Source organism: Streptomyces fuscichromogenes (assembly GCF_014645815.1).
Classification (GTDB): domain Bacteria; phylum Actinomycetota; class Actinomycetes; order Streptomycetales; family Streptomycetaceae; genus Streptomyces; species Streptomyces fuscichromogenes.
Genome location: NZ_BMML01000004.1, coordinates 113,887 through 131,742, shown reverse-complemented (window position 1 = coordinate 131,742; position 17,856 = coordinate 113,887). Strand labels below are relative to the sequence as shown.

General features: G+C 70.6%; 10 protein-coding genes. 2 read left to right on the top strand and 8 right to left on the bottom strand.

Translation table 11 applies throughout. The annotated features are described in order from the left end of the window. Positions 1-130: 130 nt before the first annotated feature. Both IEZ11_RS10100 and nrdR read right to left on the bottom strand, forming a co-directional pair. Positions 131-3,031, bottom strand: coding sequence for a vitamin B12-dependent ribonucleotide reductase (locus IEZ11_RS10100; protein WP_189262327.1), 2,901 nt, complete (start codon positions 3,029-3,031; stop codon positions 131-133). 164 nt (positions 3,032-3,195) lie between these two features. Continuing rightward, a complete protein-coding gene (gene nrdR / locus IEZ11_RS10095) occupies positions 3,196-3,747 on the bottom strand; it encodes a transcriptional regulator NrdR (protein WP_189262326.1) in 552 nt (183 codons plus the stop codon). A gap of 504 nt (positions 3,748-4,251) precedes the next feature. Between nrdR and lexA the strand changes: the two genes are divergently transcribed. Further along, a complete protein-coding gene (gene lexA / locus IEZ11_RS10090; protein ID WP_133028126.1) occupies positions 4,252-5,031 on the top strand; it encodes a transcriptional repressor LexA in 780 nt (259 codons plus the stop codon). A gap of 152 nt (positions 5,032-5,183) precedes the next feature. Here lexA and IEZ11_RS10085 read toward each other — a convergent pair whose 3' ends face one another. The 4 genes from IEZ11_RS10085 to IEZ11_RS10065 form a co-directional block, all read right to left on the bottom strand. After that, positions 5,184-7,160: an ATP-dependent DNA helicase gene (locus IEZ11_RS10085; protein ID WP_189262325.1), complete on the bottom strand. Its 1,977-nt coding sequence runs from the start codon at positions 7,158-7,160 to the stop codon at positions 5,184-5,186. A 200-nt stretch (positions 7,161-7,360) separates the two neighbouring features. After that, positions 7,361-8,167: a GNAT family N-acetyltransferase gene (locus IEZ11_RS10080; protein ID WP_189262324.1), complete on the bottom strand. Its 807-nt coding sequence runs from the start codon at positions 8,165-8,167 to the stop codon at positions 7,361-7,363. Between the two features lie 111 nt (positions 8,168-8,278). Then, on the bottom strand, positions 8,279-10,264 hold the full coding sequence (locus IEZ11_RS10075) for an IucA/IucC family protein (protein WP_189262323.1): 1,986 nt from the start codon (positions 10,262-10,264) through the stop codon (positions 8,279-8,281). A gap of 432 nt (positions 10,265-10,696) precedes the next feature. Then, positions 10,697-12,229, bottom strand: a complete 1,533-nt coding sequence (locus IEZ11_RS10065; RefSeq protein ID WP_189262322.1) for a diaminobutyrate--2-oxoglutarate transaminase family protein — start codon at positions 12,227-12,229, stop codon at positions 10,697-10,699. A gap of 993 nt (positions 12,230-13,222) precedes the next feature. On the opposite strand from IEZ11_RS10065, the gene IEZ11_RS10060 reads away from it, so the two are divergent. Next, a complete protein-coding gene (locus IEZ11_RS10060; RefSeq protein WP_189262321.1) occupies positions 13,223-14,446 on the top strand; it encodes a trypsin-like serine peptidase in 1,224 nt (407 codons plus the stop codon). A 146-nt stretch (positions 14,447-14,592) separates the two neighbouring features. Here IEZ11_RS10060 and hflX read toward each other — a convergent pair whose 3' ends face one another. Both hflX and IEZ11_RS10050 read right to left on the bottom strand, forming a co-directional pair. Further along, on the bottom strand, positions 14,593-16,086 hold the full coding sequence (hflX, locus tag IEZ11_RS10055) for a GTPase HflX (RefSeq protein ID WP_189262320.1): 1,494 nt from the start codon (positions 16,084-16,086) through the stop codon (positions 14,593-14,595). A 157-nt stretch (positions 16,087-16,243) separates the two neighbouring features. Beyond that, complete coding sequence (locus IEZ11_RS10050) at positions 16,244-17,791, bottom strand: M1 family metallopeptidase (RefSeq protein WP_189262319.1); 1,548 nt, start codon at positions 17,789-17,791, stop codon at positions 16,244-16,246. Positions 17,792-17,856: the final 65 nt, after the last annotated feature.

The window sequence follows — 17,856 nt, the reverse complement described above, 5'->3', positions numbered from 1 at the left end:
CAAGGCCTCGACGCGGCGGCGCGCTGCATCAGACACGACAGCCAGGCGTCACACACGTCGAGGGCGGTGCAGCCGGAAGACCGGCTGCACCGCCCTGAACATGCGATCTACGCCTCAGCGGCGCCCAGGGTCAGCTGCAACCGCTGGTCGAGCCGCAGCCCTCGCAGATGTAGCAGGAACCGGCCCGCTGCATCTTCGTGCCGCAGGAGAAGCAGAGCGGGGCGTCGGCCTGGATGCCCAGCTGCATCTCCACCAGCTCGGCGCTGGTGTGCGCCTGCCTCGGGGCGGGCTTGGCCGAGTCGGCCTCGGCCCGCGGGGCGGCGACGGCCTTCAGCTCCTGGGTGCGCGGCGCCGACTGGGCCAGACCCTCGACGTCGACCTCGTCAGCATCGAGGGACGGCTCGTACGAACCGGTGTCCAGGTGCCGCTGACGCTCCTCGGCGGAGTGGATGCCGAGCGCGGAGCGCGTCTCGAACGGCAGGAAGTCCAGCGCCAGGCGGCGGAAGATGTAGTCGACGATCGACTGCGCCATCCGCACGTCCGGGTCGTCCGTCATACCGGCCGGCTCGAAGCGCATGTTGGTGAACTTCGAGACGTACGTCTCCAGCGGCACGCCGTACTGGAGGCCGACGGAGACCGCGATGGAGAAGGCGTCCATCATGCCCGCGAGGGTCGAGCCCTGCTTGGACATCTTCAGGAAGACCTCGCCCAGGCCGTCGTCCGGGTAGGAGTTCGCCGTCATGTAGCCCTCGGCACCGCCGACGGTGAAGGACGTGGTGATACCGGGACGACCCTTCGGGAGGCGCTTGCGGACCGGACGGTACTCGATGACCTTCTCGACCGTTTCGCGGATGGTCGCCTCGGCCTTCTCCGTGACCTCGGCCTTCTCCTTCTCCTTGGTCTTGGCGGAGAGCGGCTGGCCGACCTTGCAGTTGTCGCGGTAGATCGCGAGCGCCTTGACGCCGAGCTTCCAGGCCTCGTAGTAGATCTCCTCGACCTCCTCGACGGTCGCCGTCTCCGGCATGTTGACCGTCTTGGAGATGGCGCCGGAGATCCAGGGCTGGATCGCGGCCATCATGCGGACGTGGCCCATCGGGGAGATGGCGCGCTCGCCCATGGCGCAGTCGAAGACCTCGTAGTGCTCGTGCTTGAGGCCGGGGGCGTCGATCACATTGCCGTTCTCGGCGATGTGGGCGACGATCGCCTCGATCTGCTCCTCCTGGTAGCCCAGGCGGCGCAGGGCCTGCGGGACCGTGCCGTTGACGATCTGCATCGAGCCGCCGCCGACCAGCTTCTTGAACTTGACCAGGGCCAGGTCGGGCTCGACGCCGGTGGTGTCGCAGGACATCGCGAGACCGATGGTGCCGGTGGGGGCGAGAACGGACGCCTGGGAGTTACGGAAACCGTTCTTCTCACCGAGGCGGACCACGTCCTGCCAGGCCTCCGTGGCGGCGGCCCAGACCGGGGTGTCCAGGTCGTCCATGCGGACGGCCACGGTGTTGGCGTCGGCGTGCTGCTTCATGACGCGCTTGTGGGCGTCGGCGTTGCGGGCGTAGCCGTCGTACGGGCCGACGACCGCGGCGAGCTCGGCGGAGCGCTTGTAGGCGGTGCCGGTCATCAGGGAGGTGATGGCACCGGCGAGGGCGCGGCCGCCGTCGGAGTCGTAGGCGTGGCCGGTCGCCATCAGCAGGGCGCCGAGGTTGGCGTAGCCGATGCCGAGCTGGCGGAAGGCGCGGGTGTTCTCGCCGATCTTCTGGGTCGGGAAGTCCGCGAAGCAGATGGAGATGTCCATCGCGGTGATGACCAGCTCGACGACCTTGGTGAAGCGGTCGACGTCGAGGGACTGGGTGCCCTTGCCGTCGTCCTTCAGGAACTTCATCAGGTTCAGCGAGGCGAGGTTGCAGGACGTGTTGTCCAGGTGCATGTACTCGCTGCACGGGTTCGAGCCGTTGATCCGGCCGGACTCCGGGCAGGTGTGCCAGTGGTTGATGGTGTCGTCGTACTGGATGCCCGGGTCGGCGCAGGCCCAGGCCGCCTCGGCCATCTTGCGGAACAGGCTCTTGGCCTCGATCTCTTCGATGACCTCGCCGGTCATCCGCGCGCGCAGACCGAACCGGCCGCCCTGCTCGACCGCCTTCATGAACTCGTCGTTCACGCGGACCGAGTTGTTGGCGTTCTGGTACTGGACGGACGTGATGTCGTCGCCGCCCAGGTCCATGTCGAAGCCCGCGTCACGGAGGGCGCGGATCTTCTCCTCCTCCTTGACCTTGGTCTCGATGAAGTCCTCCACGTCCGGGTGGTCGACGTCGAGGATGACCATCTTGGCGGCGCGGCGGGTGGCACCGCCCGACTTGATGGTGCCGGCGGAGGCGTCCGCACCCCGCATGAAGGAGACCGGGCCGGAGGCGTTGCCACCGGAGGAGAGCAGCTCCTTGGAGGAGCGGATCCGGGACAGGTTCAGGCCGGCACCGGAGCCGCCCTTGAAGATCATGCCCTCTTCCTTGTACCAGTCGAGGATCGACTCCATGGAGTCGTCGACGGCCAGGATGAAGCAGGCGGAGACCTGCTGGGGCTGCGGGGTGCCCACGTTGAACCACACGGGGCTGTTGAAGCTGAAGATCTGGTGCAGGAGGGCGTACGCCAGCTCGTGCTCGAAGATCTCGGCGTCCGCGGGCGAGGCGAAGTAGCTGTACTCCTCGCCGGCCTTCCGGTACGTCTTCACGATGCGGTCGATCAGCTGCTTGAGGCCGGTCTCGCGCTGCGGGGTGCCGACGGCACCACGGAAGTACTTGCTGGTGACGATGTTGACCGCGTTCACCGACCAGAAGTCGGGGAACTCGACGCCACGCTGCTCGAAATTGACCGAGCCGTCGCGCCAGTTGGTCATGACGACGTCACGGCGCTCCCAGTTCACCTCGTCGTACGGGTGCACGCCGGGGGTGGTGTGGATGCGCTCGATACGCAGTCCCTTGGTGGCCTTCGTCCCCTTAACGCGGGAACTCCGTGCCGGACCGCTCGCCGTCTCTGTCATGCCGCCTCCCTCTACGGGCGAAAACGCCCTGAAATGCCACGATGTTCCCGTGACACGCTGCTCTGTTATCGCGCCGCGGGCACCTTCAGCTGCCACCCGCGACAAGTCCTGGATCGCCGTCCGACAACCGGATCCGGGCCCTCCGCCCGGTTCCGGTCCGCCCGTCAGCCGGCGATGTGAACGGGCGCGGGCACCTGAGCGCTCCCGCCCGGCCCGTGATCGTCCTCCCGGCCCCCCGCTTCCGCGTCTTCGTCGTCCGCGGCGAGGTCGTGCGAAGCCCTCCTGAGTTCCGCGATCGCGGCCTCGAAGTCGTCGAGCGAGTCGAACGCCCGGTAGACGGAGGCGAATCGCAGATAGGCGACCAGGTCGAGCTCCTGCAACGGGCCGAGTATGGCCAGCCCCACGTCGTGGGTGGTCAGCTCGGCGCTTCCGGTGGCCCGCACCGCCTCCTCGACCCGTTGGCCGAGCTGGGCGAGCGCGTCCTCGGTGACAGGCCGTCCCTGGCACGCCTTGCGCACGCCATTGATGACCTTGGTACGACTGAACGGTTCGGTGACTCCGGACCGCTTGACCACCATGAGCGAGCACGTCTCCACGGTCGTGAAACGACGGGAGCAGTCCGGACACTGGCGGCGCCTGCGGATCGACGTGCCGTCGTCGGTCGTACGACTGTCGACCACGCGGCTGTCGGGGTGCCTGCAGAAGGGGCAGTGCATGATCTCCAACCCTCCTCACAGCAGACTCGATAGCCTCGCTGGGCCACATGGGCCCCTCGAAGCAGCCCCAAGCATAGGCGATCTCAGAGGGACCGTGGACCCGGGGGACCACAACTTGTGGGCTGCTGTAGCAATCCAACCACTAGATGTGGTGATTGGCTGATACATCGCCAGGTTGCGCGTGTCGCACACGTACCGCTACGGCAGATACGGAGATACCGTGGGCGCCGCACGGAGGTCACGTGCGACTCCGGCGCAGATGGGGACCTACATCCTGGTCGGCGGCAGCCCGGATGGCAGACTGGGCACACCCACAAGGTCATCCCCCCGGCGGGGAAGAGTACAACAATGGGCCCTTTTGCCCGCCGGGCATCGCGTGAGCCATACACCCAGACATGTGATTGCGTACGGTGAACCGCGTTTTTTCACTCGAACGTGTGTTTGGCGCAACCTTTCGAAAGCAACTACCGTTGTCCAGCAGGGAGACCATCGAGAGGGGCCGACGTGACCACGACCGCAGACAGTGCCACCATCACCGCCCAGGACCGCTCCCAGGGCCGACTCGACCCGGTGCATGCCATGAACGAAGCCGTGAATCCAGAGGGACACAAGCGTTCCCTGCCGGGCCGACCGCCAGGCATCCGGGCGGACAGCTCGGGCCTCACGGACCGGCAGCGCCGGGTGATCGAGGTGATCCGGGACTCGGTACAGCGGCGGGGCTACCCGCCGTCGATGCGGGAGATCGGCCAGGCCGTCGGCCTGTCCAGCACGTCCTCGGTGGCGCACCAGCTGATGGCACTGGAGCGCAAGGGCTTCCTGCGCCGTGACCCGCACCGCCCGCGCGCCTACGAGGTGCGCGGCTCGGACCAGGCCGTGACCGTGCAGCCCACGGACACCGCCGGCAAGCCCGCCGCGTCGTACGTCCCGCTGGTCGGCCGGATCGCCGCCGGTGGGCCGATCCTCGCCGAGGAGTCGGTCGAGGACGTCTTTCCGCTGCCCCGGCAGCTGGTCGGCGACGGCGAGCTGTTCGTGCTCAAGGTCGTCGGTGACTCCATGATCGAGGCCGCGATCTGCGACGGCGACTGGGTGACCGTCCGCCGCCAGCCGGTCGCCGAGAACGGCGACATCGTCGCCGCCATGCTCGACGGCGAGGCCACCGTCAAGCGTTTCAAGCGCGAGGACGGCCACGTCTGGCTCCTCCCCCACAACGCTGCCTACGAGCCGATTCCCGGCGACGACGCGACCATCCTGGGCAAGGTCGTCGCGGTACTGCGGCGCGTGTGACGCCTGCGGCGGGCGGTCATCCCGCCCGCCCTCCGATCGGGCCCCGGGACCCCTGCGCCGGTTCCGGGGCCCTGCACTGCCCGGGGGCTCTTCGTTCACCTGTCCGGATCGCGGGCCGGCCTGTCCCGGCGTCGGGGCAGGCCGGCCCGCGATCACGTCGCCTCCGCCTGACGTGCCACCGCGTCGATCGCCGCGAGCGACTTCCGGGCCTGGTTACGGTCCGTGGTGTACCAGAAGTCGGGCAGCGAGGACTTGAGATAGCCGCCGTAACGCGCGGTGGCCAGCCGCTGGTCGAGTACGGCGACCACGCCACGGTCCCCCGACGCACGGACGAGCCGACCGGCGCCCTGCGCCATCAGGAGCGCGGCGTGGGTGGCGGCGACCGCCATGAAGCCGTTGCCGCCGGCGTCCTCGACGGCCTTCTGCCGGGCACTCATCAGCGGGTCGTCGGGACGCGGGAACGGAATCTTGTCCATGACGACCAGCTGGCAGCTGGGGCCGGGGACGTCGACACCCTGCCAGAGCGACAGCGTGCCGAAGAGACAGGTCCGGGGGTCCGCCGCGAAGTTCTTGATCAGCTCACCGAGGGTCTCCTCGCCCTGGAGGAGTATCGGGAACTCGGGGATCCGGACCCGCAGCTCCTCGGCGGCCTGCTGGGCGGCCCGCATGGAGGAGAAGAGGCCCAGAGTGCGGCCGCCAGCGGCCTGGATCAGCTCGGTCAGCTCGTCGAGCATGTCGGCGCGGTCGCCGTCCCGTGCGGGGCGCGACAGATGCTTGGCGACATAGAGGATGCCCTGCCTCGGGTAGTCGAAGGGCGAGCCGACGTCGACGCCCTTCCACTGCGGGAGGTCGTCACCTTCGATGCCCTCCGCGGCAAGGCCCAGAGAGGCGCCGACGCCGTTGAAATCGCCGCCGAGCTTGAGGGTCGCGGAGGTGAGGACGACCGAGCGGTCCGCGAAGAGCTTCTCCCTGAGCAGGCCCGACACGGACATCGGGGCGACCCGGAGGGAGGCGCCGAAGCGGTCGTGGCGTTCGTACCAGACGACGTCCCACTCGGAGCCGTTCACGATCCGCTCCGCCACGTCGTGCACGGACTCCACGGAGGCCAGCGCCTGCTTGCGGACCGCGTCCTCGTCCTGGACCGACTTGTCGCGGGTCGTGCCGATCGCGGAGATCACGGTGCGGGCGGCGTCCCGGAGCGCCGCCAGAGCGTAACCGAGATCTTCCGGGATCTCCTCCAGACGGCCCGGCAGGGCCAGCTCCATCAGCCGCTCGAAGCCCTCGGCGGCGGTCTGGAGCTGGTCGGCGGCCTTCTCGTCGACCAGCTTGGCGGCGCGCCGGACCGCGCGGTTGACCTGGCCCGGGGTGAGTTCGCCGGTGGCGACACCGGTGACCCGGGAGACCAGTTCGTGCGCCTCGTCCACGATCAGCACCTCGTGCTGCGGGAGCACCGGGGCGCCCTCGATCGCGTCGATCGCGAGCAGGGCGTGATTGGTGACGACCACCTCGGCGAGCTTCGCCCGCTCACGGGCCATCTCGGCGAAGCACTCGGCGCCGTAGGCGCACTTGGACGCGCCGAGGCACTCCCGGGAAGAGACCGAGACCTGGGCCCAGGCCTTGTCGGAGACACCCGGTGTGAGGTCGTCGCGGTCGCCGTTCTCCGTCTCGTCGGCCCAGTCGCGCAGTCGCAACAGGTCCTGGCCGAGCTTGCTGGTGGGCGCGGCCGCCTCGAACTGGTCGAAGAGACCCTCCTCCTCGTCCTGCGGCACACCCTCGTGCAACCGGTGCAGGCACACATAGTTCGACCTGCCCTTGAGCATGGCGAACTCGGGGCGCCGGCGCAGCAGCGGGTGCAGGGCGTCGACGGTGCGCGGCAGATCACGCTCCACGAGCTGTCTCTGGAGGGCGAGGGTCGCCGTCGCCACGACGACCCGTTCTCCGTGCGCGAGCGCGGGTACCAGATAGCCGAGCGACTTTCCGGTACCGGTGCCGGCCTGGACCAGCAGATGGGATCCGTCGTCGATCGCCTCGGCGACCGATTCGGCCATGGTCACCTGGCCGGGGCGCTCCGTGCCGCCGACTGCTGTGACAGCGGCATGCAGGAGTTCGGGGAGTGAGGGCTTCGTCATAGCGCGACCACCCTACGACCCGGCACTGACAATCGGGCGATCACGGCGGGGACGGGGGGTGGGATCACGCCGGGGGCTCCTCGACGGCAGGCCAAGGGGGAAGGGCCGGCCGGTGACCGGGCCGCTCGGATTTTTTTGGACGACCGGGAACTCGATCGGTCGCCGCTTCGTACTACATGTGTACACACAACTACTCAGCGCTACATCAGATGACGTAGGGACCGGTCCCGCATCATGAGGGCGGCCCGTTTGCAGGGAAGGTCGACCTCGGCCGCGTAGCGGAAGCCCGCGTTGAGGAAGGCGGCCACGGAGGGGGTGTTATGAAGATCGGGTTCCGCGACGACGCGCGCACAGGCGGGGCGCTGATCGAGTACAAGATCGGCCACGGCTCTGAGCAGGGCGGACCCCAGTCCCCGTCCCCGGTCGGCGACGTCGCCGACGAGGAGGTGGACACCGGTGTCGTGCGGGCGGGCCGGATAGCAGCGGGCGAGCGGGTCCAGGTCGGCTCGGTAGATCTCCCAATAGCTCATGGGGACGCCGTCGAGCACGCCCAGACACGGCACGCTGCGTCCGTCGCCCGCGAGCTGGGCGCGCAGATGCTCCTCCGTGTGCACCGGTGAGCCGGCCAGCTGCCAGAACGCGGCGACGGCGGGGTCGTTCATCCAGCCGCTGATGATCGGCAGGTCGCGTTCGGCGTGGACGGGCAGCAGTTGGAAGGGACCGACGGGGGTCTCGGTGGGGCCCCAGGTGCCGACCTGGTCGAGCAGGTCGTGGGCGTCGAGCGGGCCGGGCCGGTCCTGGGCGAGCCCGGGGACTCGTTCGTCGGCGTCGGGCGTCCTCCCCGCGATGAGGGCGAGGAATTCGTCGGGCAGGCGGAGGTCCAGGGTGTCCTCACAGTCCCTGATGTCCTCGGCGGTTCCGGAACTGCCGGGGTAGCCAGGGTGGCCGGGGGGTCCGGGGTGGACCGGGACGGGGCCTGTGCCGGCGCTCGCGTCGGTGGGAGGCATGGCGCGCTCCTCTCAGGAGACGGGGTGGGTCATGTTCCTCGGTCGGTGCAGGAAAGCCGGAGAAGGAAGGGGGGTGGGCGAGAGCCGATGACGGTGCTGGTGCCGGTGGGATCAGGCGGGTGCGCAGTGGAAGGGGTTGGCGATGGTGACGTAGACGGACTGGGTGTCGACCGGGCCCACGAGTTCGTCGAGGCCGTGCAGCCGGGTGAGCAGGTTGGCCTTGCAGCGCAGGACGGGTGAGTCGAGCAGGCGGGCGGGCAGCGAGGTGCGCAGCCTGGCCGGTCCGGAGGCGGCGTCGGTGAGGAACCGGCGGAACGCCGCGAGCAGGACGCGCTCGTCGGCGAGCCGCTGGGAGCCGAACGCGCCGATCATGCCGAGCACGTTGTTGATGCCGAGGTAGTAGCCGAAGCGTTCGTCGGTGACCTCGTCGGAGACGAAGGTGTCGCTGTGCTCGCCGATGCCGGGCAGCCGGGCGTCCAGGTCGGCCCGTCGGGACTCGCGGAAGTAGTAGCCCTGGTTGTCCCGGTAGCGGCCGCCGGCGGGCCAGCCGTCGGCGTCCAGCAGGAGCAGGGTGTTCTGCTGGTGCGCCTCCAGGGCGATGCCGGCCTCGCTGTCGAGCCAGAGCACCGGGCGGACGACCTGCTCCAGGTAGCGCAGGAACCACTCGGCGCTGACGGCGCCGACGGGTCGGCCGGTGCGTTCGGCGAGCCGGGAGACCACCTGGGCCAGCCGGGAGCGGTGTGCCCGGGGCATGCCGTTCGCGGCGGGGACGTCGAGGGGCCGGGGCGTGACCAGCCCGGCGACGCAGGACACGTCGGCGGCGGCGGTGAACGGGTTGTGCCGGATCACCACGTCGAGTCCGGGCACGGGCCGGCCGTCCAGGCCGTCGACGGCCAGCCAGGCGGGGTCGCGCACGATGTCGAAGCCGGGGTGGGCGGCCTGCCACTGCCTGGCGAGGCCGGTTCGCAGCAGGCGGTGCACCTCGACGCCGCGGTGGAGTTCCTTGCGGAGGTTCTCCCGGCGGGAGTTGGTGATGCGCAGGCCGAGCGACAGCTTGAGCATGGCGGGGGCGCCGGTGCGGTGGACGGTTCGTACGGAGGAGGTGGGACACCAGGGGGCGCCGAGCGGGCCCAGGTCGCGGAGGAGTCCGGCGTCGAGGAGGGCGGCGGTCTCCTCGCAGTGACCGGCCTCGCGGGCCTGCCAGGGGTGCAGGGGCAGCGCGGCGGCGCAACCGTCGGGCAGGGGCAGAGCGGTGCCGGCCAGGCGTTCCATGAGGCGCGGCGCGGGGACGGGGCGGCCGCGCTCGGTCCAGGCCGAGTCGGTGGCGAGCAGGGAGGAGGAGACCGCCATCCAGTGCAGGGGGAAGGAGCCGCGCAACTCCGGTGAGTAGAGCCGGGCTTCGGACTCGGTCAGGCCCTCGCGGCTCTTCGGGGTCGGGTGCAGCGGGTGCCCGAGGAGAAGTGCCTGCTCGGCGGCGAGGAAGTGGTCGGGGCCGTCGGCGGGGTGGGCACGCCGGTCGGCGATGAAGGTGGCCGTGCGGCGCAGGGAGTCGGCGACCCGGGCCACGAGGTCACCGTCGCCGGGGGCGGCCCACCCGCCGGGAGCGCCGTCGGAGGCGTGGGCACCTGTTCCTCTGGCGGGACCGGTACCGCTCTCGGCTCGGCCGACCGTGGCCGCCGGCCCTGTGGTCGTCTCGCGGGTGAGCAGGGCGGCGAGGGTGACCGCGTCGACGGGTGGGGCGGTGTCGGGGGCGCCGGCCAGGCGGGGTGGTCCGAAGCGGTGCCAGCCGGCCGGGGACCAGTGCCGGATCGGGACGATCAGCGCCGTACCGCTGGCGGGCAGCGGGATGCGGAGGGGGCCGGTGTCGGGCGCGGGCAGGTTCGTCTCGCGTACCCAGCAGCGGAGCAGGTTCTCCACGGCGGCGGTCTGGGCGGCGATGTACGGGTCGGGGTGTTCCAGGAGGTCTCCCGTCTCGTCGCGCGGTCGCTCGGCCTGGGCTGCCCGGCGGTGCTGGTGAGGGACCGACTCGGCGAGCGGAACGGGGCGTCCCTGTGGGCCTTGGTCTCCGTTGTCGTCGGGGGTGGGGGTGGCGTTCAAGGGGGGTTCCTGGGGGCTCGGGCGGTGCGGTTTTCGGCGTGGGGCCGCCGCTCCGGGCTGGTCGAGTGCTGAGTCGGGAGGGGGAGTTGAAGGGATGCGGCGCAGGGGATGCGGCGCAGGGGGGTGAGTCGCGCAGGGGTGAGCGCAGGGGGTGAGTCGCGTAGGGGGTGAGGTGAGTGCTGGGTGGCCTGGTGGGAGGGGTGTGGGTCGGGGGGCGGTGCCGGGGGGGGCGGTGCGGTGCGGGGGGGGCAGTGCGGTGCGGGGGGGGGCAGTGCGGGGGCATCGGCCGGCTGGAAGGCTTGGTGGTCCCGGCAGGCCAGGTGGCCAGGTCCCGGCGGGTGGTTCCGGTTGTTCCTGTGGTTCCGGTGGTTCCGGAGGTTTAGGTGGTTCGGGTCGGGAGGGCCCGTTGGGTGGGGTTGACCGGTGCGGTGGTCAGTCGGCCGGCTCCTTGTGGCCGTCGGGGCGTCGGCGCGGGGCACCATGGGCGGCAGGGTCGCGGGCCACGGCCGCCACGGCGTCGGCGAGGCGGTCCAGTACGGCGGTCGCCTGTTCGTCGGTGATGGTCAGCGGCGGCAGCAGTCGTACGACGCCGGCGTGGCGGCCGCCGAGTTCGACGATCAGGCCCCGCTCCAGGCAGGCGCGCTGGACCGCCGAGGCCAGTTCGGGAGCTGCGGGGCGCGGCCCGGGCCGGGGGTCGCCCTCCCATCCGCTCACCGCACCGCCTCGCGTCCGCAGCTCATCACCGGCTCCCCGGGTTTTCGCCTCCCCTGCGGCCTCCTTCGCCTCGGTCACGCGCTCCGTCTCCCCCGTGAGCTCCTCCCCTTCCGGATCCACCAGCTCCACCCCGATCATCAGTCCCCGTCCCCGCACATCCCCGACGCACGCGAAGTCGTCCTGGAGTCGGCGCAGTTGGGACAGCATCCGGGAGCCGAGGAGGCCCGCTCGTTCGGCGAGGGCGTTCTCACGGACGTGGGCGAGGGTGGCGGTTCCAGCGGCCATGGCGAGCTGGTTGCCGCGGAAGGTGCCGGCATGGGCGCCGGGTTCCCAGACGTCGAGGTCTTCTCGGTAGACGACGACGGCGAGGGGGAGGCTGCCGCCGATGGCCTTGGACAGGACCATGACGTCGGGGGTGACCCCACTGTGCTCGACGGCCCAGAAGGCGCCGGTCCTGCCCACGCCGGTCTGGATCTCGTCGGCGATCAGAGGGATGGACCGGTCTGCGGTGAGCCTGCGCATCCGGCGGAGCCAGTCGTCCGGCGCGGGGATCACCCCGCCCTCGCCCTGGACGGGTTCGAGGATCATGCCGGCGGGGACGGGGACGCCGGACTTGGGGTCGTCGAGGACGGTCTCGGTCCAGCGGGCGGCGAGTTCGGCGCCGCGGGGGCCGCCGACGCCGAACGGGCAGCGGTAGTCCTGGGGGTAGGGCAGCCGGGCCACGCGGACGTCGGCGGCCCCGCCGGAGGCGGCCAGGGCTCCGGTGGTCATCCCGTGGTAGGCGCCGGTGAAGGCGAGGATGCCGGTGCGGCCGGTCGCGGCCCGGACGAGTTTGAAGGCGGCTTCTACGGCGTCCGTACCGGCGGGCCCGCAGAACTGGACGCGGGCGTGGTCGGCGAGGCCGGGCGGCAGGGTGCGGAACAGTTCGGTGATGAAGGCGTCCTTGACGGGGGTCGCCAGGTCGAGGACGGAGAGCGGGGCGCCGGAGTCGAGGACCTTGCGGATCGCTTCCAGTACGACGGGGTGGTTGTGGCCGAGGGCGAGGGTGCCGGCGCCGGAGAGGCAGTCCAGGTAACGGCGGCCGTCGGCGCCCTCGATGGTCAGGCCGCGGGCTCGTACGGGCACGATGGGGAGGGCGCGCGCGTAGGTACGGGCCCGCGACTCGCGTGCGGACTGGCGCTTCAGGATCCCCTCGTGCGTCGCGTGCGCTTCCCCGACCGGCTCTCCGGTCGCCGATTCCGTCACGGCCACGGCTCGCTGTCCTCCCCGCTGTCCAGAGGCGAGTTGATCGGCGGGCACCGGGCACAGGCAGCGGGCCCCTCACCGCTACCAACCCCGGACCGGCCAGCGGGTTACGGGTCGCCTCAAGATCCTTGCCGCGATCTTGCCTTCCGGCCGACCCCGGCGGTCGATCTGCCGGACCGGGATGCGCCCCCGCCGCCCCTACCCGTCCCATCCTCCAGGGGGTGGGCCCCCTGCGACCGCCCGATTCGGGGGCTGCGCCCCCGGACCCCCGCTTCGGCCTGAACGGCCTCGTCCTCAAACGCCGGACAGGCTGGGAGGAACGGGGGTGCGGACAGGCTCTCGCCCGCGCATTCCCGACGGGCAGGGGGGCGGGAGCACGGACCCACCCCAGGCCCACCCACTACCCACAGGCAAGGAGAGACAGGAGCACGGACCGGCTCTCGCCCGCGCATAACCGACAGGCGGGGAGGGGCGGGAGTACGGGCCGGCCCACGCCCACGCATTCCCAACAGGCAAGGAGAGACAGGAGCACGGACCGGTTCTCGTCCGCGCAATACCGACAGGCACGGAGAAGCGGGAGTACGGACCAGCCGACGCCCACCCACTACCGACAGGCAGAGAGAGACAAGAGCACGGACCACCCCACGCCCACCCACTACCCACAGGCAGGGAGAGACAGGAGCACGGACCGGTTCTCGTCCGCGCATTGGCGGCAGGCAGGGAGGGGCGGGAGTACGGGTCGGTCCATGGGCATGGACGTTGGATGGATCGGTGGGGGTACGGAGCGGTGGGGCCCTTTGGCAGCTTCTGCGGCTGGAGTCGGGGGTGTGCACTCGTGTCCGCGTCGGCGACAGGTGACGCGTTGATGCCGGGGGACAACTGTGGTTGCCCCGCTGGTGGGGGCCGTAGCGAAACCGTTGCGGTTCCATGGGAAGCGGTGCACAGCGAGCGCATAGTGTGTGGCGCTGAAGTTCCTTACCGACAGGGGGAGTCACCACCATGCGATCCATCCGGCCGTCGTTCGCCCCGCGAGGTGGAAGGGGCGCGCCCCGGGCGCTGGCGGCCGTCGCCCTCGCCTCGGCGCTGACACTGACCGCCACCGCCTGCGGCGGCTCCGGTGACGACAAGGCGGGCGCCCCGGCTTCCTCGTCCGCCACGGCCGACACCGGTGACGGCAAGATCAAGATCCCGGACGACATCAGGAACAAGCTCAAAGAGCACGGGATAGACATCGACAAGTGGAAGAACGGCGCCTGGAAGAACTGGGACAGGAACGACTGGCTGCGCGAGGCCAACGACTTCGTCAACCCCATCATCAAGGGCTTGTGGGACCCGCACCGGATGCGTGACGCGAACGACCCCGACAAGGACAAGGGCGTCGACGGCAACGACCTCTCCGGTGACCAGGGAGTGACCGACCCGACGCCGGAGCCGGTCCAGGCGAAGGCCGTGCAGCCGTCGTACCACGCCAACGCGGCCACGTCCGGGAAGGTGTTCTTCGACTCCCCCGAGGGCACGATGGTCTGCTCGGCGACGGTCGTCGAGGACCCGGCGCACCCGGGCAAGTCCAACCTGGTGTGGACGGCGGGGCACTGTGTGCACGCCGGCAAGAACGGCGGCTGGTACCGCAACATCGCGTTCGTGCCGTCGTACAACGACAAGGGGCTGACCGGTGCGGCGCTGGCGGCGGCGAGCCGTTCGCAGATCGCGCCGTACGGCGTCTGGTGGGGTGACGGGGCGAAGACCTCGCAGCAGTGGATCGACCAGGGCGGTGAGACGGGCGGCAACGGCGCGTCGTACGACTACGCCGTGATCCATGTGACGCCGGAGCAGGGCAGCGGCGGCAAGTCCCTGGAGGAGACGGTCGGTTCGGCGTTGCCGGTGAACTTCGACGCGCCCGCGGTACCGAAGGTGTCGAGCATCACCGCCACCGGGTATCCGGCGGCGAAGCCGTACGACGGGTCGCTGATGTACCGGTGCGCGGACAAGCCGGGGCGGCTGTCGGTCGACGCGTCGGCGCCGACGATGTACCGGATCGGGTGCACGATGACCGGCGGGGCGTCCGGTGGTGGCTGGGTGGAGCAGGGTGCCGACGGCAAGGTGGCGCTGGTGTCCAACACGTCGATCGGACCGGTGAGTTCGGGGTGGTTGGCCGGGCCTCGGTTGGGTGATGTGGCCAAGGGCGTGTACGAGGCGGTCAGCAAGGAGTTCGCTGGTCAGTGAGGGTGGTTGATGTCGCCCTGTCGCCGTAGGGGGAACTGTGGTTCGGCGGCTCACGGCCGTCGTGGGTTGCTCGCGCAGTTCCCCGCGCCCCCAGGTAAGTGAAGGCCCCGCTCCCTCGAAAGGGGGCGGGGCCTTCATGCCAGGCGTTACGCAGTCGGCGTCGGAACGTACGGCGTGAGCTCCGCCGCCAGTTCCTCGTGGACGCGGACCTTGAGGAGGGTGCCCTCCGCGGTGTGCTCCTCGGAGAGGACCTCGCCCTCGTTGTGGGCGCGGGCCACCAGCTTGCCGTGGGTGTACGGGACCAGGGCCTCGATCTCGACCGACGGGCGGGGCAGGTCGTTGTCGAGGAGGGCCAGCAGTTCCTCGATGCCCTGGCCGGTGCGGGCCGAGACCGCGATGGACCGCTTCTCGTTGCGCAGCAGGCGCTGGAGGACCAGGGGGTCCGCCGCGTCCGCCTTGTTGATCACGACGATCTCGGGTACGTCGGTGGCGCCGACCTCCCTGATCACCTCGCGTACGGCGGCCAGCTGCTCCTCCGGGACCGGGTGCGAGCCGTCGACCACGTGCAGGATCAGGTCGGCGTCGCCGACCTCCTCCATGGTGGAGCGGAAGGCCTCGACCAGGTGGTGGGGCAGGTGGCGGACGAAGCCGACCGTGTCGGTCAGGGTGTAGAGGCGGCCGCTCGGGGTCTCCGCGCGGCGGACCGTCGGGTCCAGGGTCGCGAACAGGGCGTTCTCGACCAGGACGCCCGCTCCGGTGAGACGGTTGAGCAGGGAGGACTTGCCCGCGTTGGTGTAGCCCGCGATGGCCACGGACGGCACCTTGTTGCGGCGGCGCTCCTGGCGCTTGATCTCGCGGCCGGTCTTCATCTCCGCGATCTCCCGGCGCATCTTCGCCATCTTCTCGCGGATCCGCCGCCGGTCCGTCTCGATCTTGGTCTCACCGGGACCACGGGTGGCGAGACCGCCGCCCTTGCCGCCGCCCATCTGGCGGGACAGCGACTGACCCCAGCCTCGCAGCCGCGGCAGCATGTACTGCATCTGCGCGAGCGAGACCTGCGCCTTGCCCTCCCGGGACTTGGCGTGCTGGGCGAAGATGTCCAGGATCAGGGCGGTCCGGTCGATGACCTTGACCTTGACGACGTCCTCCAGCTGGATCAGCTGGCCCGGACTGAGCTCACCGTCGCAGATGACGGTGTCCGCGCCCGTTTCGAGGACGACGTCGCGCAGCTCCTGGGCCTTGCCGGAGCCGATGTAGGTCGCCGAGTCCGGCTTGTCGCGGCGCTGGATGACGCCGTCGAGGACCAGCGCACCCGCCGTCTCGGCGAGGGCGGCCAGCTCCGCGAGGGAGTTGTCCGCGTCCTGTGCGGTGCCCGAGGTCCACACGCCGACCAGCACCACCCGCTCCAGGCGGAGCTGTCGGTACTCGACCTCGGTGACGTCCTCGAGCTCGGTGGAGAGGCCGGCCACGCGGCGCAGGGCCGCGCGCTCGGTACGGTCGAACTGGTCGCCGTCCCGCTCTCCGTCGATCTCGTGGCTCCAGGCGACGTCCTCTTCCATCAGGGCATCGGCCCGAAGACCGTCGGGGTAGTCCTGCGCGAGGCGCCTGGTGTCCTGGGAAGGGGAAGAAGAGGAGGTCATTGGGTCCTTACGTCGATAGGGATGCCGAAATCGGCGTTCGGTTTCTCAACGTACGAGTACCCCGGGAGATTCCCCGCGACCCGTACCGCGCCGACCCCATGATGGTCGCACGGTACGCGCCGCCCCGGCACTGTGTTATTCCCGGGCCGTCCCGTCGTCACTTCCGGGCGGGCTTCTTCGGGGCCGGGGCCTGCTTCCAGTCCGGGTGGCCGGGCATCGGCGGGGTCTTCTCGCCGTACAGCCAGGCGTCGAAGAAGCCGGTGAGATCGCGGTTCGCGACCGCGGAGGCCAGGCGGACGAAGTCGGCCGTGGTCGCGGTGGAGTCCCTGTGCTGCTGGACCCAGATCCGCTCCAGGCGTTCGAAGGCGGGCTTGCCGATCTCCTGGCGCAGGGCGTAGAGGGCGAGGGCGGCGCCGTCGTAGATGTTCGGGCGGAAGATGCCGATCTTCTGGCCGGGCTTGGGGACCTTGGGCCGGGCGGGCGGTCCGCCCTCGGCGCGCCAGCGGTCGGAGAGGCCGTACGCGGCCTTCATGCGGTTGATCATGGGCTGGTGGCCCTTCTCCTGCGCGTACAGCTCCTCGTACCAGGTGGCGTGGCCCTCGTTCAGCCAGACGTCGGACCAGACGCGGGGGCTGACGCTGTCGCCGAACCACTGGTGGGACAGCTCGTGCACCATGATCGACTCAAGGTACCACTTGGGGTACACGGGCTCGGTGAACAGGCTCTTCTCGAACAGGGAGAGGGTCTGGGTCTCCAGCTCGAAGCCGGTGGACGCCTGCGCCATGAGCACGCCGTACGTCTCGAACGGGAACGGTCCGACCTTGCCCTCCAGCCAGGCGATCTGGTCCGGGGTCTTGGCCAGCCAGGGTTCGAGCTTCTTGGCGTCGGCGCTCGGGACGACGTCCCGGACGGACAGTCCGTGCGGGCCCTTGCGGTGCAGTACGGCGGAGCGGCCGATGGAGACCTGGGCCAGCTCGGTGGCCATGGGGTGCTGGGTGCGGTAGGTCCAGGTGGTCCGGCCGCCGACCCGGGCGGAGTCGGTGGGGAGCCCGTTGGCGACGACGGTGTAGCCGTTCGGGGCGGTGACGTGGAAGGTGAACATCGCCTTGTCGGACGGGTGGTCGTTGCACGGGAAGACCAGGTGGGCGGCGTCGGCCTGGTTGGCCATGGCGAGCCCGTCGGTGGTGCGCACCCAGCCGCCGTCCTGGCCCTTGGCGGCCACCGGGTCGCTGGTGTGCTTCACCGTGATCCGGGTCCAGCTGCCCCGCCGCAGCGGCCGGCCGGGCGTGACGACCAGGTCCTCGCCGGCGCTCTCGAAGGCGGCGGACCGCCCGTCGACCTCGACGGACTCGACCTTGCCGTGCGCGAAGTCGAGGTTGACCCGGTCCAGGTCGGCGGTGGTGACGGCGTCGATGGTGGTGACGGCCTGGAGCGGCTTGTCGTTGCTGCCGGGGTAGGTGAAGGAGAGGTCGTACGACGCCACGTCGTAGCCCGGGTTGCCGAGGTACGGGAAGAGCCGGTCGCCGATGCCCAGCGGGACCGGCGGGGCGCTCGCGCCGAGCAGGGCGACGGAGACGGCGGAGGCGAGGAGGGCGGCGGCCCGCCGGTGCCGGAGCGGGCCGGTGCCGCGCCTGGACGGTCGGCTGCGTCCGGGCAGCGGACGAAGGCGTTCCGTCAGCGGGCGGGTGCGGAGGGTGAGCAGCATGAACCACCGCTACCAGCGCACCCCGCCCTCACGCCGACGAACCACGACCAATCCACTCGAACGAG

What these genes read in the sequence shown, in the direction of transcription:
- IEZ11_RS10050 (WP_189262319.1), bottom strand. Translation starts at nt 17,791, where the DNA reads ATGCTGCTCACCCTCCGCACCCGCCCGCTGACGGAACGCCTTCGTCCG.
- hflX (WP_189262320.1), bottom strand. Translation starts at nt 16,086, where the DNA reads ATGACCTCCTCTTCTTCCCCTTCCCAGGACACCAGGCGCCTCGCGCAG.
- IEZ11_RS10060 (WP_189262321.1), top strand. Translation starts at nt 13,223, where the DNA reads ATGCGATCCATCCGGCCGTCGTTCGCCCCGCGAGGTGGAAGGGGCGCG.
- IEZ11_RS10085 (WP_189262325.1), bottom strand. Translation starts at nt 7,160, where the DNA reads ATGACGAAGCCCTCACTCCCCGAACTCCTGCATGCCGCTGTCACAGCA.
- IEZ11_RS10080 (WP_189262324.1), bottom strand. Translation starts at nt 8,167, where the DNA reads ATGCCTCCCACCGACGCGAGCGCCGGCACAGGCCCCGTCCCGGTCCAC.
- nrdR (WP_189262326.1), bottom strand. Translation starts at nt 3,747, where the DNA reads ATGCACTGCCCCTTCTGCAGGCACCCCGACAGCCGCGTGGTCGACAGT.
- IEZ11_RS10100 (WP_189262327.1), bottom strand. Translation starts at nt 3,031, where the DNA reads ATGACAGAGACGGCGAGCGGTCCGGCACGGAGTTCCCGCGTTAAGGGG.